Annotated in this window: 16 protein-coding genes; 11 read left to right on the top strand and 5 right to left on the bottom strand. The window is 71.9% G+C overall.

Features of this window, described 5'->3' with window-relative positions:
- The first annotated feature begins 132 nt into the window (after positions 1-132).
- The 5 genes from thrS (at position 133) to ACWJI7_RS12535 (ending at position 7,874) form a co-directional block, all read left to right on the top strand.
- Positions 133-1,848 carry a threonine--tRNA ligase gene (gene thrS, locus ACWJI7_RS12555; RefSeq protein ID WP_479938355.1) on the top strand — a complete coding sequence of 572 codons (1,716 nt, stop codon included), beginning with the start codon at positions 133-135 and terminating at the stop codon, positions 1,846-1,848.
- The gene (locus tag ACWJI7_RS12550) at positions 1,845-2,906 is read left to right on the top strand and encodes a glucokinase (RefSeq protein ID WP_479938336.1); all 1,062 of its coding nucleotides are present in this window, start codon (positions 1,845-1,847) and stop codon (positions 2,904-2,906) included. Before thrS ends, ACWJI7_RS12550 begins: the two co-directional genes overlap by 4 nt.
- Positions 2,907-2,993: 87 nt before the next feature.
- On the top strand, positions 2,994-3,944 hold the full coding sequence (thrB, locus tag ACWJI7_RS12545; RefSeq protein WP_479938335.1) for a homoserine kinase: 951 nt from the start codon (positions 2,994-2,996) through the stop codon (positions 3,942-3,944).
- Positions 3,945-4,048: 104 nt separating this feature from the next.
- Positions 4,049-5,623, top strand: coding sequence for an NAD(P)H-quinone oxidoreductase subunit 4 (locus tag ACWJI7_RS12540; protein WP_479938333.1), 1,575 nt, complete (start codon positions 4,049-4,051; stop codon positions 5,621-5,623).
- Positions 5,624-5,678: 55 nt separating this feature from the next.
- A complete protein-coding gene (locus tag ACWJI7_RS12535; protein WP_479938331.1) occupies positions 5,679-7,874 on the top strand; it encodes a M3 family metallopeptidase in 2,196 nt (731 codons plus the stop codon).
- 10 nt (positions 7,875-7,884) lie between these two features.
- Here the strand turns inward: ACWJI7_RS12535 and ACWJI7_RS12530 are convergent, their stop codons facing one another.
- The 5 genes from ACWJI7_RS12530 to ACWJI7_RS12510 all read right to left on the bottom strand — a co-directional run bounded on the left by ACWJI7_RS12530 (position 7,885) and on the right by ACWJI7_RS12510 (position 15,765).
- A complete protein-coding gene (locus ACWJI7_RS12530) occupies positions 7,885-8,487 on the bottom strand; it encodes an esterase/lipase family protein (protein WP_479938330.1) in 603 nt (200 codons plus the stop codon).
- Positions 8,484-8,900 (bottom strand): dihydroneopterin aldolase, encoded by a 417-nt coding sequence (locus ACWJI7_RS12525; RefSeq protein ID WP_479938329.1) that lies wholly within the window; start codon positions 8,898-8,900, stop codon positions 8,484-8,486. Before ACWJI7_RS12525 ends, ACWJI7_RS12530 begins: the two co-directional genes overlap by 4 nt.
- Positions 8,897-10,138 (bottom strand): glutamate-5-semialdehyde dehydrogenase, encoded by a 1,242-nt coding sequence (locus ACWJI7_RS12520; protein ID WP_479938353.1) that lies wholly within the window; start codon positions 10,136-10,138, stop codon positions 8,897-8,899. Before ACWJI7_RS12520 ends, ACWJI7_RS12525 begins: the two co-directional genes overlap by 4 nt.
- 131 nt (positions 10,139-10,269) lie before the next feature.
- Positions 10,270-11,193, bottom strand: a complete 924-nt coding sequence (locus tag ACWJI7_RS12515) for an ROK family protein (RefSeq protein ID WP_479938327.1) — start codon at positions 11,191-11,193, stop codon at positions 10,270-10,272.
- A 9-nt stretch (positions 11,194-11,202) separates the two neighbouring features.
- Positions 11,203-15,765 (bottom strand): translocation/assembly module TamB domain-containing protein, encoded by a 4,563-nt coding sequence (locus tag ACWJI7_RS12510; RefSeq protein WP_479938326.1) that lies wholly within the window; start codon positions 15,763-15,765, stop codon positions 11,203-11,205.
- Positions 15,766-15,834: 69 nt separating this feature from the next.
- Between ACWJI7_RS12510 and ACWJI7_RS12505 the strand changes: the two genes are divergently transcribed.
- The 6 genes from ACWJI7_RS12505 to glgB all read left to right on the top strand — a co-directional run bounded on the left by ACWJI7_RS12505 (position 15,835) and on the right by glgB (position 21,831).
- A complete protein-coding gene (locus ACWJI7_RS12505; protein ID WP_479938324.1) occupies positions 15,835-16,302 on the top strand; it encodes a Ycf51 family protein in 468 nt (155 codons plus the stop codon).
- Positions 16,302-16,688, top strand: coding sequence for a DUF4332 domain-containing protein (locus ACWJI7_RS12500; protein ID WP_479938323.1), 387 nt, complete (start codon positions 16,302-16,304; stop codon positions 16,686-16,688). Before ACWJI7_RS12505 ends, ACWJI7_RS12500 begins: the two co-directional genes overlap by 1 nt.
- Before the next feature lie 69 nt (positions 16,689-16,757).
- Positions 16,758-17,081, top strand: coding sequence for a hypothetical protein (locus tag ACWJI7_RS12495; RefSeq protein ID WP_479938322.1), 324 nt, complete (start codon positions 16,758-16,760; stop codon positions 17,079-17,081).
- Between the two features lies 1 nt (position 17,082).
- Positions 17,083-18,729, top strand: a complete 1,647-nt coding sequence (locus ACWJI7_RS12490; protein ID WP_479938320.1) for a CocE/NonD family hydrolase — start codon at positions 17,083-17,085, stop codon at positions 18,727-18,729.
- Positions 18,726-19,451 carry a DUF3887 domain-containing protein gene (locus ACWJI7_RS12485; protein WP_479938319.1) on the top strand — a complete coding sequence of 242 codons (726 nt, stop codon included), beginning with the start codon at positions 18,726-18,728 and terminating at the stop codon, positions 19,449-19,451. The genes ACWJI7_RS12490 and ACWJI7_RS12485 overlap by 4 nt, the downstream gene beginning before the upstream one ends.
- A gap of 64 nt (positions 19,452-19,515) precedes the next feature.
- Positions 19,516-21,831 (top strand): 1,4-alpha-glucan branching protein GlgB, encoded by a 2,316-nt coding sequence (gene glgB, locus ACWJI7_RS12480; protein WP_479938318.1) that lies wholly within the window; start codon positions 19,516-19,518, stop codon positions 21,829-21,831.
- Position 21,832: the final 1 nt, after the last annotated feature.

Genomic DNA, 21,832 nt, shown 5'->3' with positions numbered 1-21,832 from the left:
ACGGCCGCCGATGCCCCCCGCAGCCCGGGTGTGCGCCCCGCCGGTGCGGGCTCCGCTCCCGGCACCGGTACGCCCGCCCTGAAGCTGCCCGCCACCAGCGAGAGCCCCGAGCTGCTCCGGATCCGCCACTCCATGAGCCATGTGCTGGCCATGGCGGTCCAGAAGCTGTTCCCCCGGGCCCAGGTCACGATCGGCCCCTGGACCGAATCCGGCTTCTACTACGACTTCGACCATCCCGAGCCCTTCACCGAGGCGGATCTCAAGGCGATCCGCAAGGAGATGGTGCGGATCATCGGCCGCAAGCTTCCCCTGGAGCGCATCACGGTGAGCCGGGCCGAGGCCGAGGCCCGGATCCGGGCCCAGAACGAGCCCTACAAGCTCGAAATCCTCGCCGGCCTGGAGGACCCGATCACGCTCTACACCCTTGGGGACCAGTGGTGGGACCTCTGCGCCGGCCCCCATGTGGCGAACACCGCCGAACTGGACCCGAGGGCGTTCGAACTCGAGAGCGTGGCCGGCGCCTACTGGCGCGGCGATGAGACCCGGGCCCAGCTGCAGCGCATCTACGGCACCGCCTGGCAGACCCCGGAGCAGCTGGCCGAACACCAGCGGCGGCGGCAGGAGGCCCTGCGCCGCGACCACCGGAGGCTGGGCATCGATCTGGATCTGTACTCGATCGAGGATGAGGCCGGAGCCGGCCTCGTGTTCTGGCATCCCCGCGGCGCCCGCATGCGCCTGCTGATCGAGGACTTCTGGCGCCAGGCCCACTTCGCCGCCGGCTACGAGCTGCTCTACACCCCGCACGTGGCCGATCTCAGCCTCTGGAAGACCTCCGGCCACCTGGACTTCTACAAAGAGAGCATGTTCGGCCCGATGGATGTGGACGAGCGACAGTTCCAGCTGCGGCCGATGAACTGTCCGTTCCACGTGCTCACCTACGCCAGCACCCTGCGCTCCTACCGCGACCTGCCGATCCGCTGGGCCGAGCTGGGCACCGTGTATCGCTATGAGCGTCCCGGGGTGATGCACGGGCTGATGCGGGTGCGCGGCTTCACCCAGGACGACGCCCACATCTTCTGCCTGTCCGAGCAGATCGGTGACGAGATCCTGGGGGTGCTCAATCTCACCGAAACGATCCTCTCCAGCTTCGACTTCCACACCTATGAGGTGAATCTCTCCACCCGGCCGGAGAAATCGATCGGGGAGGATGGTGTGTGGGAGCTCGCCACCGCCGGTCTGATCGAGGCACTGGATCGGAAGGGCTGGCCCTACAAGATCGATGCGGGCGGCGGGGCCTTCTACGGCCCCAAGATCGACATCAAGATCGAGGATGCGATCGGGCGGATGTGGCAATGCTCCACGATCCAGCTCGACTTCAACCTGCCCGAGCGGTTCGATCTTCACTATGTGGCCGCCGACGGAAGTCGCCAGCGACCGATCATGATCCACCGCGCCATCTTCGGTTCCCTGGAACGTTTCTTCGGGATCATGGTGGAGAACTACGCCGGTGATTTCCCGTTCTGGCTGGCCGCCGAGCAGATCCGGCTCCTGCCCGTCACCGATACGGTGCTGCCCTATGTCCGCGGGCTGCTGGACCAGCTCCGGGCCGCCGGGGTGAGGGCCAGCCTGGATTCCAGCGGCGATCGACTCGGCAAGCTGATCCGCAACGGCGAGCAGGCCCGCATTCCCGTGCTGGGGGTGATCGGCGCCCAGGAGGCCGACCTGGGGACCGTCAGCCTGCGCTCGCGCCGCGACGGGGATCTGGGGCCGGTGGCCGTGGCCGATCTGGTGGCGGCGGCCGTCCAGGCCAACGCCACGCGGGGGGCGACCCTGCTCCAGGCGGCATGACCACCCTGCTCGCCGGCGACATCGGCGGCACCAAGACCCTGCTGGCCAGCTATCGGGTTCAAGACGGTGGCCTCGAGCAGGACTATTGCGCCACCTATGTGTCGGCGGACTGGGAGAACCTGACCCGCCTGGTGCAGCACCATCTGGCCGGCACGGAGGCTCAGGCGGCCTGGGGAGGGGAGCGACCCACCCATGCCTGCTTCGCCGTCGCCGGCCCGGTGGTGGCCGGTCGTGCGACGCTCACCAATCTCCCCTGGCAGCTCGACGGGGCCAGCCTCGCCGTGGCCTGCGGGCTGCGTCAGGTGGAGATCGTCAACGATTTCGCCGTGCTCATCTACGGCCTGCCCCACCTGAGCGCGGCCCAGCAGGTGTGCCTGCGGCCGGGGGTGGAGCAGCCCGGGCCGGTGGCGATTCTCGGGGCCGGCACCGGGCTGGGTGTGGCCTTCGGCGTGCCGGGACCCGGCGGCCTGATCGCGGTGGCCAGCGAGGCCTCCCATGGCGAGTTCGCCCCCCGCACGGAGGAGGAGTGGCGGCTGAAGCGCTGGCTGGCGGCTGACCTGGAGCTGGAGCGGGTCTCGATCGAGCGGGTGGTGAGCGGCACCGGGCTGGGCCATGTGACCCGCTGGCTCCTGGCGGAGCACGATCCCGAGGGCCATCACCCCCTGACGGAGCCGGCCCGCTGCTGGGCCGAGGCGGAGCGACGGGGGGGCACCGAGCGACCGGACCTGCCGGCACTGGTGGCGGCGGCAGGGACCGGGGGGTCTGGGACCGGGGAGGCCGATCCCCTGGCGGCGGGCGCCCTGGCCCTCTGGCTGGGGGCCTACGGCTCCGTCGCCGGTGATGTGGCCCTGCAGAGCCTCTGCCGCGGTGGCCTCTGGCTGGGGGGCGGAACGGCGGGCAAGCTGCTGCCCCAGCTCCGCTCCGCCGCCTTCCTGGAACCCTTCGCCGCCAAGGGCCGCCTCTCGCCGGTGCTGAGGGCCATGCCGCTGCGGGCCCTGGCTGATCCCCAGGCCGGTCTGTTCAGCGCCGCCTGCCGGGCCCGGATGCTGCTGGGCTGAAGCTGGCCCCGCCCACCGCCGCCTCCCCAGGAGCCGCAGAAGCGGCCGCGGGGGAGATGGGACACTGACGCGAGCAGAGCGCGTGTGATGGTGAGGCCCCGCATCGGGCAGGGCGTGGGGGTGGACGTGCCGGCGACCACCGCCAACCTGGGCCCCGGCTTCGATTGTCTGGGGGCGGCCCTGGAGCTCAACAACCGCTTTGAGCTCCGCTGCATCGAGGGGGACGGCGAGCGCTTCGACCTGCTGATCGAAGGCAGTGAGGGCTCCCATCTGCGGGGCGGGCCCGACAATCTCGTCTACCGCTCCGCCCAGCGGGTCTGGAAGGAGGCCGGCGAGGAGCCGGTGGCGATGGAGGCGCGGGTGCGTCTGGCGGTGCCCCCCGCCCGGGGGCTGGGCAGCAGCGCCACGGCGATCGTGGCCGGCCTGCTCGGTGCCAACGCCCTGGTCGGAGAGCCCCTCAGCAAGGAGAAGCTGCTGGAGCTGGCCATCGACATCGAGGGCCATCCCGACAACGTGGTGCCCTCCCTGTTGGGGGGCCTCTGCCTCACCGCCAAGGCGGCCTCCCATCGCTGGCGGGTGGTGCGCTGCGAATGGAACGACGCGGTGAAGGCGGTGGTGACGATTCCGGGCATCCGCCTGTCGACCAGCGAAGCCCGGCGCGTGATGCCCAAGCTGATCCCGGTGCCCGACGCCGTGGTGAACCTGGGGGCGCTCACCCTGCTGCTGCAGGGTCTGCGCACCGGCAACGGGGACCTGATCGCCGATGGCATGCATGACCGCCTGCACGAGCCCTACCGCTGGGGGCTGATCCCGGGGGGCCGCCAGGTGCGGGAGGCGGCGCTGGAGGCGGGGGCCTGGGGGTGCGTGATCAGCGGTGCGGGGCCCAGCCTGCTGGCGCTCTCCCCCCCCGAACGGGCCGGGGCGGTGAGCCGGGCGATGGTGCAGGCCTGGGAACGGGAGGGGGTGGCCTCCCGGGGTGAGGTGCTCAGCCCCCGGGTGAGCGGCAGCCACTGGAGCCCCCTGCCGGACCGGACCTGAGCGATCGACTCGACCGGATTCGGCTGAGTAGAACTACCTAACTGCTAGTTTCAGCCGCACGGTGTCGGGTCGACCGGCTACAACCATTTCCTTCGCAGCACGCAATGGACGCCAATCTGCCCCTCACGGCCGCGTCCATGCTTCCGGCGTCGTTCCCCTGGCTCAGCCTGATCGCCCTTCTGCCGGCGGCAGGGGCCCTGCTGATGCCCCTCCTCCCCGGCGACGGCACCGATCCCCGTGGCCCCCGCAGCATCGCCCTGGCGGTGCTGCTGGCCGACCTGCTGTTGATGCTCTGGGTGTTCAGCCAGCGCTTCGACGGCGGCCTCAACGGCCTGCAACTGGTCGAGCGGGTGCCCTGGGTGCCTCTGCTCGGCCTGGAATGGTCCCTGGGGGCCGATGGGCTCTCCGCACCCCTGGTGGTGCTCAGCGGTCTGGTGACGCTGCTGGCGGTGGCCGCCAGCTGGAACGTGAACCGCAAGACCCAGCTCTACTTCGGTCTGCTGCTCCTGCAGGCCTCGGCCCAGTCGCTGGTGTTCCTCTCCCAGGACTTCCTGCTCTTTTTCCTGGCCTGGGAACTGGAACTGGTGCCGGTCTACCTCCTGATCGCCATCTGGGGGGGCAGCCAGCGCCAGTACGCCGCCACCAAGTTCATTCTCTACACCGCCACCGCCTCCCTGCTGATCCTGATCAGCGGCCTGGCCCTGGCCCTGGGCGGTGATGGCTTCACCCTCAATCTCGCCGAGCTGAGCCAGCGCTCCTACGGCGGCAGTTTCGGTCTGCTCTGTTACCTGGGCTTCCTGATCGGCTTCGGCGTCAAACTGCCCATGTTCCCCCTGCACACCTGGCTGCCCGACGCCCACGGCGAGGCGAATGCGCCGGTGTCGATGCTGCTGGCCGGCGTGCTGCTGAAGATGGGGGGCTACGCCCTGCTGCGCTTCAACGTGCAGATGCTGCCGGAGGTGCACCTGCAGCTGGCTCCGGCCCTGGTGGTGCTGGGCATCGTTAACATCATCTATGGCGCCCTCAACGCCTTCGCCCAGGACAACGTCAAGCGACGGATCGCCTGCAGCTCCGTGAGCCACATGGGCTTCGTGCTCCTGGGCATCGGCGCCGTCGACAGCCTGGGCATGAGCGGGGCCATGCTCCAGATGATCAGCCACGGGCTGATCGCCGCCTCGATGTTCTTCGTGACCGGGGTGTTCTACGAGCGCACCAAGACCCTCTCGATCCCCAACATGGGCGGCCTGGCCAAGGTGCTGCCGATCACCTTCGCCTTCTTCCTGGCCAGTTCCCTGGCCTCCCTGGCCCTGCCCGGCATGAGCGGATTCGTCAGTGAGATCACCGTCTTCCTGGGCATCACCAGCAACGACGGGTTCACCACCGGCTTCCGGGTGATCACGGTGGTGCTGGCCGCCATCGGCCTGGTGCTCACCCCCGTCTATCTGCTCTCTCTGTGCCGGCGGGTGTTCTTCGGCCCGAGGATTCCGGCCCTGGCCGTGGTGGGAGACATGAAACCCCGCGAGCTGGTGATCGGGCTCTGCCTGCTGGTGCCCACCCTGGCGATCGGCTTCTGGCCTCGCCTGGCGATCGACTTCTACGGCTCCTCCACCAATGCCCTGGCCCAGCGGCTGGCGGACCACGCCGTGGTGGCGATCGGGCGGCTACCCGCTCTGGCCTGACCCGCCGCCGGGGGGGCCGATCGGCTGGAATGGTTCCAGCTCCGCAGCGCGCTCCATGCCCACCCCCGTCAGCGATCCGCCCGGCGCCAGCCTCCTTGGCGCCGGATCCCTCCCCCTGCTGGCGGGCCGGGGTCTGCCCGATTACCCCTCGATCGACCCCGCCCAGGTCCGCCAGGCGATCCCCACCCTGCTGGAGGAGCTCAACGCCAGCTTCGACCGGCTGGAACGGCACTTGGATCGGGCCCTGGAGTCGGCCGAGCCCCTGGCTTGGGACATGGTGATGGATCCCCTGCAGCAGCTGGGTGAGCGGCTCCGCTGGAGCTGGGGGGTGGTGAGCCATCTGAACGGGGTCTGCAACAGCCCCGATCTGCGCCAGGCCCACCAGAGCCAGCAGCCGGCCGTGGTGGCGTTCGGCAACCGGGCCGGCCAGAGCCGCAGCGTCTACCGGGCCCTGGAGCGGCTCCGCCTGCAGCACGAGCAGGCCAGCGCTGGCAGCCCCCAACGGCTCGACCCCACCCAGCTGCGCATCCTGGACGCCGAACGGCTCGACATGCGGCTGCGGGGTGTGGCCCTCGAGGGCGAGGCCCAGAGCGCCTTCAACGCCGCCAGCCAGGAGCTGGCCGAGCTCGCCACCCGCTTCGGCAACCACGTGCTCGACGCCACCCAGGGCTGGACCCTCCTGCTGGAGAGCCCCGCCGAGGCCGACGGCCTGCCCGAGAGCCTGCGGGAGCTGCTGGCCCAGGCGGCCCGCCAGGCCGGCCACCGCCGTTTCGATGGGGGCGAGGCCAGCGCCGGGGCCGGACCGTGGCTGCTGGGGCTGGACCCCCCGCGGCTGATGCCGTTCCTGAAGTACAGCCGCCGCCGCGATCTGCGGGAGCGGGCCTACACCGCCCAGGTGAGCCGTGCCTCCGGCGGCGCCCATGACAACACCCCCCTGATCGAGCGGATCCTCACCCTGAAGCGGGAGCAGGCGCTGCGGCTGGGCTACCCCGACTGGGCCAGTGTCAGCCTGGCCACCAAGATGGCCGACAGCGTGGACACGGTGGAGCGGCTGCTCGAGCAGCTGCGCGCGGCCGCCTTCCCCGCCGCCGAGCGGGAGCTTGCGGCCCTGGCCGCCTGCGCTGGCCGCCACGGGGCCCCGGAGGCCACCGCGCTCCGGCCCTGGGACGTGAGCCACTGGGGGGAGGTACTGCGGCAGGAGAGTTTCGATCTCGATGGCGAGGCCCTGCGGCCCTGGTTCCCGCTCCCCCAGGTGCTGGAGGGTCTCTTCGCCCTGTGCGGCCGCCTGTTCGGCATCCGGATCGAGGCCGCCGACGGGGAGGCCCCCGTCTGGCATCCGGATGTTCGCTTCTTCCGCGTGCTGGAGGGCTCCGGGGCCGCTCCCGAGGCGGGCGCCCCGATCGCCGCCTTCTATCTGGATCCCTACAGCCGCCCGGGCAGCAAGCGCGGCGGCGCCTGGATGGATGAGTGCCTGGGCCGCACGATCGATGTGGGAGGCCAGCCGGTGCTGCCGGTGGCCTACCTGATCTGCAACCAGAGCCCGCCGCTGGGGGACACCCCCAGCCTGATGACCTTCGAGGAGGTGGAGACCCTCTTCCACGAGTTCGGCCATGGCCTGCAGCACATGCTCACCACGGTGGAGCGTCCCCAGGCGGCGGGCATCAACCAGGTGGAATGGGACGCCGTGGAACTGCCCAGCCAGTTCATGGAGAACTGGTGCTACGACCGCGCCACACTGCTGGGCATGGCCCGGCACTGGCGAACCGGCGACCCCCTGCCGGAGGCGGAGTTCGCCAAGCTGCTGGCGGCCCGCACCTACCTGGGCGGCAGCGCCACCCTGCGGCAGGTGCATTTCGCCCTGGTGGACCTGCGGCTGCACAGCCAGTGGACGCCGGACGGCGGCCGGACCCCCGAGCAACTGCGCCGTGAGATCGCCCTCGGCACCACGGTGCTGCCCCCGATCCCCGAGGACGCCTTCCTCTGCGCCTTCGGACACATCTTCGCCGGCGGCTACGCGGCCGGCTACTACTCCTACAAGTGGGCCGAAGTGCTCAGCGCCGACGCCTTCAGCGCCTTCGAGGAGGTGGGTCTGGAGAACGAGGGGCCGATCCGGGACACGGGCCGCCGCTTCCGCGACACCGTGCTCAGCCTCGGTGGCAGCCGTCCTCCGGCCGAGGTGTTCGCGGCCTTCCGGGGCCGTGACCCTTCCCCGGAGGCGCTGATCCGCCACTCGGGACTGGTGGCCGCCTGAGCCGATCCCCTCAGGGCCGCAACAGTTCGTGGCGGAGCACCGCCAGGGAACGGGGGGCACTGAGCACCGTGTGGTGCAGCCACACCGGCAGGGGACGGGACGGACCGATCGGCAGCACCGCCTTCCAGCCTGGCACCACCACCGGGTCGGTGAGGCAGTAGAAGCTCAGGCACTCCACCGTCTCCAGGGTGGTGAGATCGGCGTTGAGTCGGCGCAGCAGGGGGCTGCCCCATTTCATGTCGGCGATGCCTCCCAGCAGCGGGGCCGGGCAGAGCTGGGCCGTGAGGGTGCCCTGCTGCGGGCTGGCAACACTGAGAAAGCGCCGGGTGCGCCGGTGGCCGCCCAGGGTCTGCAGCCAGCAGCGCCCGATCACACCACCCATGGAGAAACCCAGCAGATCCACCGGCTGGTCGGGGCCGAAGGCGGCCTCGATGGCCGCCCCCAGCCGTTCGGCCAGGGGCATCAGCGGGGTGTGTCCGAGCCGGTGGTGCAGGTGGGGCACCAGCAGGGGGTCCCGGGCCCCGCCCAGGCTCTGACGCAGGCGCTGGAACAGCCTCGGCGTGTCCCAGAGCCCATGCACGAGCACCAGGGGCGGCCGGACCGGGGCCGTCACGGCGTTGCCGGGGGCTGGGGGCGGGGGGCATGCCGCCAGCGCTCGACGCTCACCCGCCCGCCGAAGCCGGCCACGGGCGCGGCACACTTGCTCAACTCCAACCGCTGGGGCACCGGCCCGTAGAGGCTCTCCAGCAGGTCCATCGCCCGTTCGGCGTAGTGCTCCAGGGTGAGGCAGCGCAGGGAGCGGCTCTGATCCTGCAGCGCCTCGATGCCGGCGGCATAGTCGAGGCTGAGGGCCAGCGCGTCGGCGCGGCCGGCCGGAGCCAGGTCGTGCCAGAGCGAGAAGGAGAGCTCGAACCACTGGCCCAGCTCCCGCTCTCGCTCCAACACCCCCACGTGGGCCCAGAGCCGCAGGCCGCGCACGTGGATCGCGTCGGCCGTGGCCGGACTCTCCCCGCCGGCCCCGCTCAAAGCGCCAGGCTCCGGTGGTTGAAGCGACGGGTGCCCGCGGCGTAGTCGGCGGCGATGTGGCCGGCGCCGCGGAGGTGGTAGCGGTAGGTGACCAGGCCCTCGAGCCCCACCGGACCCCGGGGCGGCAGGGTCTGGGTACTGATCCCCACCTCGGCGCCGAAGCCGTAGCGGAAGCCATCGGCAAAGCGGGTCGAGCAGTTGTGGAAGACCCCGGCGCTGTCGACCGCCGCCAGAAACCGCTCGGCCGCCGCGGTGTCGCTGGTGCAGATGGCGTCGGTGTGGCGGGAGCCGTGGCGGGCGATGTGCTCCAGGCCCTCCTCCAGGTCCCCCACCACCTTCACCGACAGGATCAGGTCGGAGTACTCGGTGTCCCAGTCGGCATCGCTGGCGGGGAGGGCCACGCCCAGGGCGCAGGCCTCCGGATCACCACGCAGCTCGACGCCCACCGCCGCGAAGGCGGGGAGGGCTTTCCGGAGGAAAGGGGCGGCGATCGCGCGGTGCAGCAACAGGGTCTCGATGGCGTTGCAGGCGGCCGGATACTGGACCTTGCTGTCGATCGCCACCCGCAGGGCCTGCTCCAGGTCCACCTCCCGGTCCACCAGCAGATGGCAGACCCCATCGGCATGGCCGAGCACGGGGATGCGGGTGTGGTCCTGAATGAAGCGCACCAGAGCCTTGGAGCCACGGGGGATGATCAGATCCACCAGGCCGTCGAGCCGCAGCAGGGCCAGACTCTCCTCCCGGCTGGTGAGCAGGGTGAGGCAGCCCGGATCCACGGCGCTGGCGGCCAGGCCCCGCTCCAGGGCCGCCAGAATCGCGGCGCAGCTGGCACGGGCCTCGCGGCCACCCTTGAGAATGGCGCCGTTGCCGGAGCGGATCGCCAGGGCGGCGATCTGCATCACGGCGTCGGGGCGGGCTTCGAAGATCACGCCCACCACCCCCAGGGGCACGCTCAGCCGCTCCAGCACCAGTCCGGCATCGAGCTCGGTGTGGAGCTGGCGCCGACCGATCGGATCCGGCAGGGCCGCCACCTGCCGCACGCCCTCGATGGCGGCCGCCAGCTTGGCGTCGTCGAGCTTCAGGCGGGCCACCAGGGACGGGGCCAGCTGATCGGCGGCGGCGGCCTCCAGATCGACCCGGTTGGCGGCCAGGATGGCCCCGGCGGCGGCGGCCAGGGCATCAGCCATCGACCGCAGCGCGCCCTGGCGCTCCAGGTCGCTGCACCGACCGAGCGCCATGGCCGAGCGGCGCAGGGCGGCGGCCCGCCGCAGCAGGTCCGGAGAGGGTTCCGGAACGGGGCCGGCGAACGGACCGGGCTCAACGACCGGTGCAGCCGCATGGGGGGTGGTCCTGGGGGTGGCGTTGGCGTTCATTCCCCCATCATTTCAGCCGGCTCGGGCAGCCGCTCCAGGGCCATCCGCACGGCCCCCAGCCGGCCGGCCCCATTGCCGAGGGCGCAGGGTCGGATGGCCAGTCCCTCGCGGCTCACCGGCAGCACCCGTTGCTCCACCTCCCGCCACACCGCCGGCAGGAAATGGCGGCTCGCGGCACTGATCCCCCCGCCGATCAGCACCAGCTCGGGGGTGAACACGTAGAGCAGCGAACTGAGGCCGATGCCGAGCCCCTGGCCGTAGCGCTCCCAGATCGCCAGGGCGGCGGGGTCGCCGCCGTCGGCGCGGCGGCAGAGCTCGGCCGGATCGAGCGGGCTGAGCCGGCCCAGGCCGGCGATGCTGCAGAACTGCTCCAGGGAGCCCCGGTTGCCGCTGCGGCAGGGGGGACCCCCGGGGTCGACACCGATCAGCCCCGGTTCGGCGGCGGCCCCGGTCCGGCCGGTGAACAGCCGGCCACCCAGCAGCACCCCGCCGCCCACACCGGTGCCCAGGGTCAGCAGCAGCACATCGTCGTGGCCCCGGGCCGCACCCGCCCAGGCCTCCCCCAGCAGGGCGCAGTTGGCGTCGTTGCCCAGCACCACCCTCCGGTGGAGCTGGGGCTCCAGCCAGGCCGCCAACGGCACGTCCTGCCAGAGCGGCAGGTTGATCGAGATCCGCGCCACCCGTCCGGCCGCGTCCACCGGGCCGGGCAGGCCGATGCCGACCCGGGCGGCGCGGCGCTGGGGATCGACGGCCTCGATCGCCTCCAGCACGGCCATCGACACCGCGCCGGGAACGGCCGGCTGGGGCGTGGGGGATTCCAGCTCCGCCAGGCACTGACCGTCGGGGAGGAAGCGGCCCACCTTGATCGCCGTGCCGCCCAGGTCGAGCCCGATCAGTTCGGCGGCGTGGGGGGAGCGCATGGCGGACGATCAGAAGCGGAAGAAGACCTGCAGCTGGGTCTGCCAGCGTCCTTCGGTGTCGAAGGAACCCTGCAGGCCGAGGGTCTCGCTGGCCTGGTAGCGCAGGGTGAGCTGGGGGGGGATGTCGCTGCGGTTGGGGGCCGCCAGCACCGAGAAGTTGAACCGCTCGGTGATGTCCAGACCGATCTCGGAGCCGAGCACCAGCTGGGGTGGGATGCGGCGGGTGATGGTCTCGCTGGAGCCGCTCACCGTGGGGGAGAAGAAGGTGGGATAGAGGGCGAAGCTGACCCGCTGCCCGAAGGCATCGCTGAGGGTGCTCAGCAGCGGTGAGAGCAGCGACTGGCCGAACACAGTGGCCAGGGCGGTGGTGGCGTTGCCGCCGCTGAGGCCGGCCAGGCTGTTGCCCCCGATCAGCGCCACCAGGCGGTCCTGGGGGAGCGGAGGGGTGCTGGTGATCCGGATCGATTCGGCGATCCGGTCGGCGGGTCCGCTCACCGTCACCACCACCTTGATCAGGTTGAGCTGGTCGAGCGGGGTGTAGCCGCCGCGCAGATCGAACTCGTCGACGGGCCCCGCCCGCAGGCCGGTGCCGAGGCTGTCGGAGACCCGGGTGCGCAGGGCGATGTCCACGTAGGGCACCAGGCCCAGGGAGGGCGTGAACACCGCCACGTTGGGGGCATCGGGGTCGAGGGTGAAGGTGGTGGTGAACAGGCTGAGCCGTCCGCTCAGCAGCCGGACCACGCCGCTGGCCCGCAGGGACGGATCGATCGGTCCGTTGAGGGTGAGGGCCCCGCCGGTGCGGAAGTTCGCCACCGCGGGCACCACCACCTGCAGGTCGGGGCCGAGGCTGAGGCGCAGGTCCTGCAGGCGCAGATAGGCGAAATTCGGGACCCCCTGGCGCAGGGCGACGCCGGCGGAACTCTCCACCCCAGGGCCCAGCAGCACCAGGGGCTGCTGGAAGTTCCACGACTCCTCGGCAAGCTGCCGCACCTGCACAGGCCTGGGGGCCCCGTTGGCGTCAGCCACGGCCAGGGAACCGGGCTGGCCGTTGATGGTCCCCTTGCTGATCCGCAGCTGGCCGGTGAGAACGGGCCGCAGCAGGCTGCCCTGCAGCTCCAGGGTGCCGTCGGCGAGGGCGTTGAGGCGGGGCACGGTGATGCGGGCCTGGCGCACCTCCAGGCTCAGGGCGCGGCTCTGGGGTGTGGGCTGGAAGAGGCCCAGCCCGCCGGATGCGTTGAGCCGTCCCGTCTCGCCCATGCGGGCCGTGAACTCCTGCACGAGGAGTTCCTGGAAATCGAACAGGATCGTGGCGTTGAGCTGACGCACCTGCTGGCCGGCCAGCAGCAGCTCGCCGTCGCGGAAGCGCAGGAACCCATTGGCCACGGGGCTGCGCAGGCTGCCCCGGATCAGCAGTTCCAGGTCGGCGCTGCCCTGGCGCCACTCCAGTCCCCTGGGCACGAGGGCGGTGACGAATTTCAGGCCGTCGCCGCGGCTGGACAGACGCAGTTTCAGGCCATCCCGGGTGGGGTCGAGCGGGATCTCGCCACTGAGGTCGACGCTGCCGCTGGCGCCGCCGCTGCGCAGGGAGGCATCCAGGGCCAGGAGGTCCCCCTCCAGGCGAACCTGGGCCTGCTCCATCGTGAGCGGGGTGCCGTTGAGGCTGGCCTGGCGCAGGCTGAGGCTGGTTTCGAAGGCGGGAGCGGAACCGCTCCGTCCTCCCCGGGGCCGCCCCCCCGCTCCTGAGGGTCCCAGCTGGTACCGGCCGGCGAGGTCGAGCCCCCCCCGCAGACCGTTCGGCACCGGTGTGAGCAGGGCCAGCAGGGCCAGCGGCAGGTTCTCCAGGCTGAAACGGCCGCGACCGCCGCTCAGGGGACCGTCCAGACGGACGATGAACGGATCGAGCCGCAGGGCTTCGTCCTGGTCCTCCCCCCGCAGCCAGAGGTGCCCCTTGGCGGCCAGGTTCGCCTGCAGGGCCGCGAGCGAGGCACCGCGCAGGGTGAGGTCGAGATCGATCCGGCCGCGCAGATCCTCAAGGCGGGCCCCCGGCGTCGCCGCGGCGGCGACCCGGAACTGGTTCACCCGCTCATGGGCGGCGCGCAGGGCCTCCAGCTGCGCGTCCACCGTGCGGCCGAGGGTGTCGATCATGAGCGTGCCCAGATCGCTGGCCCGTCCCCGGGGCAGCGCGGGGGAGCCACGCCACTGGCCGGTCGCCTCCGCCAGCTGGCGGAACAGCTCCAGCGGCAGATCCCGGCCCTCCAGCTGACTGGTGAGGGCGCCGCCGCGGCGGCCCGAAGCGGTGACCTGAACCGTCCCCCCCTGGAGCGGCCGCAGGGATCCCTCGAGCTGGAACCCCCCTCCGGCAAAGCGGCCGCTGGCGACCAGCCCCTGCCCGCGCACCCCCAGCAGCACCGGGCGCTCGATCTCCACCGACCCCTGCATCGCCAGGGGTTGCAGGTCGAGCCAGCCCCGGCCGCTGAGGTCGCCCTGCAGGGCCCGGTAGCGCGCCGGAGCCCCGAGGGCCAGCCCCAGGCCATCGAGGGGAAAGCCCCGGGCCCGCCACTGATAGCGCCGGGCGGTGCCCTCGAAGGCCAGCGTGCCCTCCCGGCGCCGCAGGCTCAACTGGCGCGGCAGCCAGGCGGCATCGAGCCGGGCCTCCAGGCTGCCGGGGGGGGCCGGGGAGCGGGAGGTCATGCGCAGCTCACGGCCACCGGCCGCGCCGGGCCCCAGGCGGCCCGTCCAGGTTTCCGTGAGCTGGATCGGGCCGCTGCCCGGGTTGCTCAGCGTCAGGGCCAGGTCGGGGCGCAGGCCCCCCAGCGGGCCGCTCAGGCGACCGCTGGCGGCGAGATCCCCCCGCAGGGTCACCCCCAGCAGGGGGCCGATCCGCCCCAGGCCATAGGGCTGGAGTCGAAAGCTGAGGCCCAGGTCACCCGCCACCAGGCCCCGGCGGGCCTGCCAGCGCAGGGGGAGGCTGCCGCTGGCCTCCAGCTCCGGCGTCCGAAGCGACTCCAGCCGCAGGGTGGCATCACTCCAGCGCAGCCGCGCCGTGGCCGCCCCCAGCACCGGTGTGCCCTCCAGGGAGATCCCCGCCGGCGCCGCCAGCCGCAGGTCGAGGCGTCCCAGCGGTCCGGTGGCGCCCGGGGCGGCCCGGCCCGTGGCGGCCAGCTCCAGCAGCGGTCGGTTCCCCCGCCGGAGGGAGAGGGACAGGTCGGGAGCCAGCAGGGTGCCGCCGGAGCTCAGGCGGCCCAGCAGGGGATCCCCGCGGCCGAGCAGGGCGCTGGCCACACCGCCGGAGGCGGTCCAGAGGGAGGGATCGAGCCGAAGGCTGTCGCTGCGGACCTGAAGGCGGGGCCAGAGAGCGCCCCGGGCGACCAGCTCGGAGCGACCCGTGCGCAGCCGCAGGCGGTTCAGCCCCACGGTCAGGTCCCGGCGCCAGTCGAGGGCCAGATCGGCCTCCAGCCGGAGCGGCTCGGGCGACGCCGGTGTGTCCCGGCCGAGGGGGATGCGGCCCTCCAGCTTCAGCCGCGGCTGCCGCCAGGGGCCGCGCAGGTTCAGGGCGAGGCGATCACCACGGCGCGGATCGACGGCGGTGAGGTCGAGGGCGAAGGAGCGCTCCAGCGCCAGGGAGCCGCCGATCCGCCCCCGCCAGTTGGCCATGCGCCAGGTGCTGCCGCCCAGGGTGATTCGCTCCCCGCTGCAGCGGAGGGAGAGGGGATCAAGGCTGAGCGGGGCCGGCAACGCCGCGTCCCGCAGGCGCAGATCGGCGAGGCGCACCACCCCACGGCAGTCGGCGCGCCCGCCACGACGGGACAGGTCCAGACGGCCAGTGATCGAGCCGGCCAGGCGCTCCCCCCGCACGGCGGGACGGGGGGGGAGCAGGCCGGCCAGGGGGGCCAGGTTCCAGCGTCTCGGCTCGAGGGCCAGGCGGAGGTCACCGCGGCCCCAGTTCGCCTCACCACGGATCCGGGCCTCACCACCGGAGGGCTGGCGCAGGGTGGCGTTCCAGTCGAGGCGGTTCTCGTGCAGCCGCAGACCCAGGCCTCCGTCGACCGCCAGCGCCAGGCCGGCCGGCTCCAGGCGGACCCGGGCCGTGTCCTCCAGCGTCACCCGCAGGCTGAGACGGGGCGGCCGCCCGCCGGTGTCGGCGCCGAACACCCAGACTTGCCCGGCGGCATTGCGGCGCAGGCGCAGGTCCGCCTCGGCCAGGCGCAGGTCCAGCACCGCGGCCCCCTGCGCCAGGCTGGCCAGGGGATCCAGGCGCACGTCCAGCCCCGCCACGGCCGCGGTGGAGGCATCGGCGGGGCCGGCCAGCACGCGGGTCGGTCCGATCGCCAGACCCCAGGGGCGCAGACCCCGGTAGGGGCCCAGCCGCACGGGATGGCCCACGCCCCGGCCGATCAGCGTCTCCAGACGAGGCCTGGACATCCCGTAGGCCCGCTCGGCCAGCCGGTCGACCCCCCAGACGGTGGCGACCAGGGCCCCGGCTCCAGCCAGAACAACGGCCAGAATGGTGACGGTGTGGCGACGAGCGCCGGGCGTGCGGTCGTCCGGTTCTCCCCCAGGCGACGACCCCATCGGCTTGCTGTGGTCACCGCCTGAGGAGGCCGCAATATAAAGGTGTTTCCCCCCGTCCCCCAGTCCCCCATGCCCGCTGATCCGCTGCTGCTCAACGCCGGAATCTGGCTGGGGGCGGCCAGCGGCCTGCTGGCCGTGCTGATGGTGGTCGGTTTCCTGGCCCGCTGGGGCATCCGCTTCCGCCTGGTGGGGGTGACCAGCTTCACGGCGCTGCTGTCGCTTTCCTGCCTGGCCTTCGCGATCAGCTACGCCCCGCGGGTGAAGGTGGAGGGAGCCGTCACGGCTCCGGTGGTGTTCGACAACGGCACCGATCTGGTGGTGGCCACCGCCTCCGCCACGCTCCCCCCGGAGGCCTTCTCCCCCACGGTGGAACAGGTGGCCCGCAACCTGCGCGGCAGCGGCCGCAGCAGTGCCGACGGGCTGGTGCACGTGCGGCTGCGGCGGGTCGAGCCGCTGGAGAGCGGGCTCAGCCGGCCGGTGGTGCTGGCGGAGGCGACCCGCCGCCTCCGTGATGGCAGCGTCACGGTGCTGCCTTGATGGTCCTGCCGGCCCACTTCCGCTCCGAACAACGGCAGCTCACGGCCGCCGGCGTGACCGACTGGTCCGCCCTGGCCGGCCTGGGGGATGGGGCCCTACGGCGGCTCGCCCGGGCCGGGGCCAGCGAGCAGCGCCTGGTGAAGCTGCGCGGCCAGGCCCGGCTGGTCACCCAGGTGGGGCTGGCCCCCCAGGAGGCCGCCCTGCTGCTGTACGCCGGCATCGCCAGCCCCGACGGGCTGGCCCAGGCGTCCCCGCAGCAGCTGTTGCGGCACCTGGGTCGGCTGCAGCGTTCCCTGACCGGCCAGGCCCTGCCTCCGGTGGACGCCGGCACGGTGCGGGCCTGGATCGCCTCGGCCGGCCGGGCCACCGGTCGCTCGCCAAACTGACCCGGTGCCAGCGATCCGGGGGGGTCGCTCCCTTGAAATGAAATCAGACCCCCTGCAGGTGGCCGGTTGATGCCGCACCGACACCCGCCCTTCCGCTGGCTGGCGGTGACGGTCCTGATGGCCGGAGCCGCCGGGGCGCTCTCCGGGTTGCTCTCCGTGGCGGCGTTCGCCCCACCCGCCCGGGCGGCCTCGCCCCTGCTGGAAAGGGTGAAGCAGAACCCCCAACTGGCCAAGACCCTCTGCCGGCGGCTGCGGCGGATGAATGAGCAGGGCATCCGCTCCACCTCCCCCCAGGCCACCGAGATGGTGGCGCGGCGGCTGAACCTGAGCAGCACCGACGCTGAAATCCTCACCACCTATGTGGTGGGCCTCCACTGCCCCGACGTGAACTGAGATGGCCGCGGCGGCGGCGCCCCTGGCGGTCGAGACCCTGGAGGAGTGGATGCCCTGCCGCGACGGCGTGCGGCTCGCCACCCGGGTGTGGAAACCCAGCGGACCCGGCCGCTGGCCCCTGCTGCTGATGCGGCAGCCCTACGGCCGGGCGATCGCCTCCACCGTCACCTACGCCCACCCCCACTGGTATGCCAGCCAGGGTTACGTGGTGGCCATCCAGGACGTGCGGGGCCGGGGCGAATCGGAGGGGAGCTTCGGCGGATTCGCCCAGGAGGCCCGCGACGGGGCCACGGCCTGGGACTGGGTGCGGGCTCTCCCCTACGGCAACGGCCGGGTGGGTGGGTACGGCTTCTCCTATCAGGGCCTCTGCCAGCTGCTGCTGGAGCCGGGAGCCGCCGGCCCCGATGCCCTGGCACCGGCGATGGCGGGGCTCGATGAGCGCCTCCACTGGGCCAGCGAGGGAGGCGCCCACCGCTGGGAAACCGGCCTGGGCTGGGCCCTGCAGCTCGCGGCCGAAACCGTGCGACGCCAGGGCGACCGCCTCGCCTGGCGGGCGATCCGCCACAGCCTCGAGAGCGGTTCCTTCCTGCGGGAGGGGGTGGAGCTGCTGCGCCGCCACGACCCCGGGGGGATGGGCCTGGGCTGGCTGGAGCGGGATCCCACCAGCCCCCGGGGCTGGACCGGCCATGAGCCGCCCCGGGAGCTGCTGCGCCGTCCGATGCTGCTGATCGGCGGCTGGCACGACCCCCACCTGGGCGGGGTGCTGGATCTGCACCGCCGGGCCCGGCAGGCCGGCGGGGAGCCGGGGCTGCGGATCGGTGCCTGGAGCCATCTGAACTGGCGGGGGGGGCTCGACCGCCTCCAGCTGGCCTTCTTCGATCGCCACCTGCGCGATCGCGAGGGCCTCGAGGGTGTCCCCTTCACGGAGCTGGCCGACAGCCGGGCGGGGTTCGGGGCCGGATCGCGCGGCGGTGCGGGGATCGAACCACGGGGGCAGCCCTGCTGGGGACTGGGCCAGGGCGGGCTGGCCGCCATCGATGCGGCGGCGGGGGTGCTGCTGCCGGAGGGGAGCGCCGGCCCAGGCGGAGTCGGCGGGAACTCCCTCTGGCTGGTCCACGATCCCTGGCGTCCGGTGCCCGGTCGCGGCGGCCATCTCGGCCGCGATGCCGGGCTGGTGGAGCGCGGCGATCTCGATCTGCGCGGCGATGTGGCCTGCTTCACCACCCCCCCGCTGGCCGAGGACCTGGAGCTGATCGGCCAGCCGGAACTCAGCCTCGAGCTGGCGGCCGACCAGCCGGGCTTCGATCTCTGCGGCGCCCTGTCGGTGCTCCAGGGCGACCAGGTGCTGCAGCTGTGCACCGGAGTGGCCCGCTGGCTCGGCCCCTCCTGCCGGAGCCTGCGCCGGCGCCCGCTCCACTTCCAGCCCCTGCGGGTGCGGCTGCGGGCCGGGGAACGGCTGCGCCTGTCACTGGCGGGGGCGGCCTGGCCCCAGATCGGCGTCAACCCCGGCGATGGCAGCGGGCGGGCCGGGGCGGTGGAAGCCGGACACCGGGTGATCACGCTGCAGCTGAGGCTCGACACCGCCCAGCTGCGGCTGATCCCTCTGCCTTCGGGCAAACTGGCGCCAGTCCGAGCTCACCGTCCGTGACCCTGCGCGCTTTCCTGCTGGCCATGGCCCTGGGCGCGGCCCTGCCCTTCGGGCTCCAGGGAGGGCCGGCCCTGGCCACGTCGGCCCTGGCCCCCGCCGAGGCCCGCAGCGCCGCGGAAACGATCCTCAACGCCCTGCGCCGCGGCGACGCCCAGGCCGTGTTCGAGCGGCTGGCACCGGAACTGCAGAGCTCCACGAGCGTGGAGAAGGTGAAGGAACGCCTGGAGCGGCAGGGCCCGATCCTGGGCGGTCGCATCACGGGGGTGAGCACCGGCTTCGACGACAGCACGGTGGAGGGTGAACTGCGCAGCGCGGGGGGGACCCAGCCCCTGGTGCTGGTGCTCGACCCCCGCGGCCGGCTGCTGGGTTGGGAACTCGATCTCAGCGACACCCCCATCCGCCAGGTCGCCACCGATTTCATCGGCTCGATCGCCGAGGGCCGGGTGGTGGTGGCCCGCAGCCTGCTCTCGCGGGACCTGCAGGAGCAGATCAGCCCCCAGGATCTGCTGAACCGCTGGAAGGATCTGGAGAAGCTCACCGGCAGCTTCCAACGGCTGCGGGGCACGGTGGTGGCCAGTGAAGGGGGCCAGCAGCAACTGGTGCTGGTCACCACCCAGTTCGAGCGGCTCACCGACAACCTGTTCGTCATTTTCGACGACACCGGCCACATCGTCGGGGTCGATTTCCCCGAGGAGATCCGTGGCGGCGCCACGGCCCCCTGAGGCGGCGCCCCTTGGGTCGGGTGAGACGGTCGGCCTAAGCTCCCGATCCGACCGCACCCCCTCCATGCCCCCCACCAGCCTCGACTGGATGGTTCAGGACAGCCTGCGGCTGGCTGAGTGTCGCCACGACCATCCCTTCGCGGTGCTGGGGCCCCAACCCAGGGGTGAGGGCTGGGTGGTGCGGGCCTGGTTGCCCGAGGCCGAACAGGTGGAACTGCTGCCGGAGGGCGGTGGGCCGGCGGCGGCGATGGGCACCCCACACCACCCCTGGCTGTTCGAGGCTGAGCTGGAGGGGAACCCCGGCCAGCACTACCGCTACCGGGTCCGGCGGGGCGGGATCGAGCACACCCAGCACGATCCCTGGGCCTTCCGCGAGGAGTGGATGGGGGAGCTCGACCGGCATCTGTTCGCCGAGGGGAACCACCATCACATCTGGAGGCGCCTGGGGGCCCACCCCTGCGAACGGGGCGGAGTGGGCGGCGTGCAGTTCGCCCTCTGGGCCCCGAACGCCCGCAGCGTGGCCCTGCTGGGGGATTTCAACAGCTGGGACGGCCGCCACCTGCCCATGCAGCTGCGCAGCGGCGGAATCTGGGAACTGTTCGTGCCCGGGCTGGGCCCCGGCACCATCTACAAGTACGAGGTGCGTTCCCAGGCGGGTCACTGCTACCAGAAGGCCGATCCCTACGGCTTCCAGCACGAGATCCGCCCCCAGACCGGCTCGGTGGTGAGCCGGCTCGGCCAGTACCGCTGGAGTGATCAGAGCTGGCTGGCGGAGCGGGATGGACGCGATCCCCTCGATCAGCCGATCTCGGTTTACGAGATGCATCTGGGCAGCTGGATGCATGCCGGGGCCGACCAGCCCTACCTGGAGGCCGACGGCACGGCCCGGCCGCCGGTGGCGGCCGCCGATCTGAAACCGGGGGCCCGGCTGCTCACCTATCCCGAGATGGCCGATCGGCTGATTCCCTACGTGAAGGCCCGGGGCTTCACCCACATCGAGCTGATGCCGATCGCCGAGCATCCCTTCGATGGCTCCTGGGGTTACCAGGTGACGGGCTTCTACGCCCCCACCAGCCGCTTCGGCCCGCCGGACGAGTTCCGCGCCTTCGTGAACCGCTGCCACGCCGAGGGCATCGGCGTGATCCTCGACTGGGTGCCGGGCCACTTCCCCAAGGATAGCCACGGCCTGGCCTTCTTCGATGGCTGCCACCTCTACGAGCACGCCGATCCCCGCATCGGTGAGCACAAGGAATGGGGCACGCTGATCTTCAACTACAGCCGCAACGAGGTGCGCAACTTCCTGGTGGCGAATCTCGTCTACTGGTTTGAGGAATTCCACATCGATGGCATCCGCGTGGATGCGGTGGCCTCAATGCTCTACCGCGACTACCTCCGCCCCGATGGTGAATGGTTGGCGAACGAGCACGGCGGCCGCGAAAATCTGGAGGCCGTGCGGTTCCTCCAGCAGGCCAACTCGGTGCTGTTCCACCATGTTCCCGGTGCGCTCTCGATCGCGGAGGAATCCACCACCTGGCCGATGGTGACGCAGCCCACCCACATGGGCGGCCTGGGCTTCAACCTGAAGTGGAACATGGGCTGGATGCACGACATGCTCGATTACTTCGAGCTGGATCCGTGGTTCCGCCAGTTCCACCAGAACAACATCAGCTTTTCGATCTGGTATCACTACACCGAAAACTTCATGCTGGCGCTCAGCCACGACGAGGTGGTGCACGGCAAGAGCCATCTTCTGCACAAGATGCCCGGTGACGACTGGCAGAAGTTCGCCAACGTGCGTGCCCTGCTCGCCTACATGTGGACCCACCCCGGCAAGAAAACGATCTTCATGGGCATGGAGTTCGGCCAGCGCTCCGAGTGGAACGTCTGGGGTGACCTGCAGTGGGATCTGCTGCAGTTCGAGGCCCACCTGGGTCTGCGCAACCTGGTGGATGACCTCAACGGCTACTACCGCAACGAACCGGCCCTCTGGCGCGACGATTTCGATCAGTTCGGCTTTCAGTGGATCGACTGCAGCGACAACCGCCATTCGGTGATCAGTTTCATGCGGCGGGAGAAAGCCACCGGCCGCTGGGTGGTGGTGGTGGCCAACTTCACCCCCCAGGCCCATTCCCACTACCGGGTGGGTGTGCCCCTGGAGGGCTTCTACGCCGAAACCTTCAACACCGACAGCGCCCGCTACGGCGGCAGCAACCTCGGCAACATGGGTGGCAAGGCCACCGAGGAGTGGGGGGTGCACGGCTACAGCCATTCGCTCGAGCTCTGCCTGCCTCCGCTGAGCGTGCTGGTGCTGCAACGGGATGCGGAACGCAGCCAGAGCCTCTGTGACGAAGCCGCCGAAACCGGTGCTCCCGTCGGGTAGG

The sequence above is a fragment of the Cryptocyanus atlanticus LEGE 06306 genome, from assembly GCF_056633155.1.
Note: the sequence above shows the minus strand (reverse complement) of the source record. Positions and strands in the feature narration are given on the sequence as shown.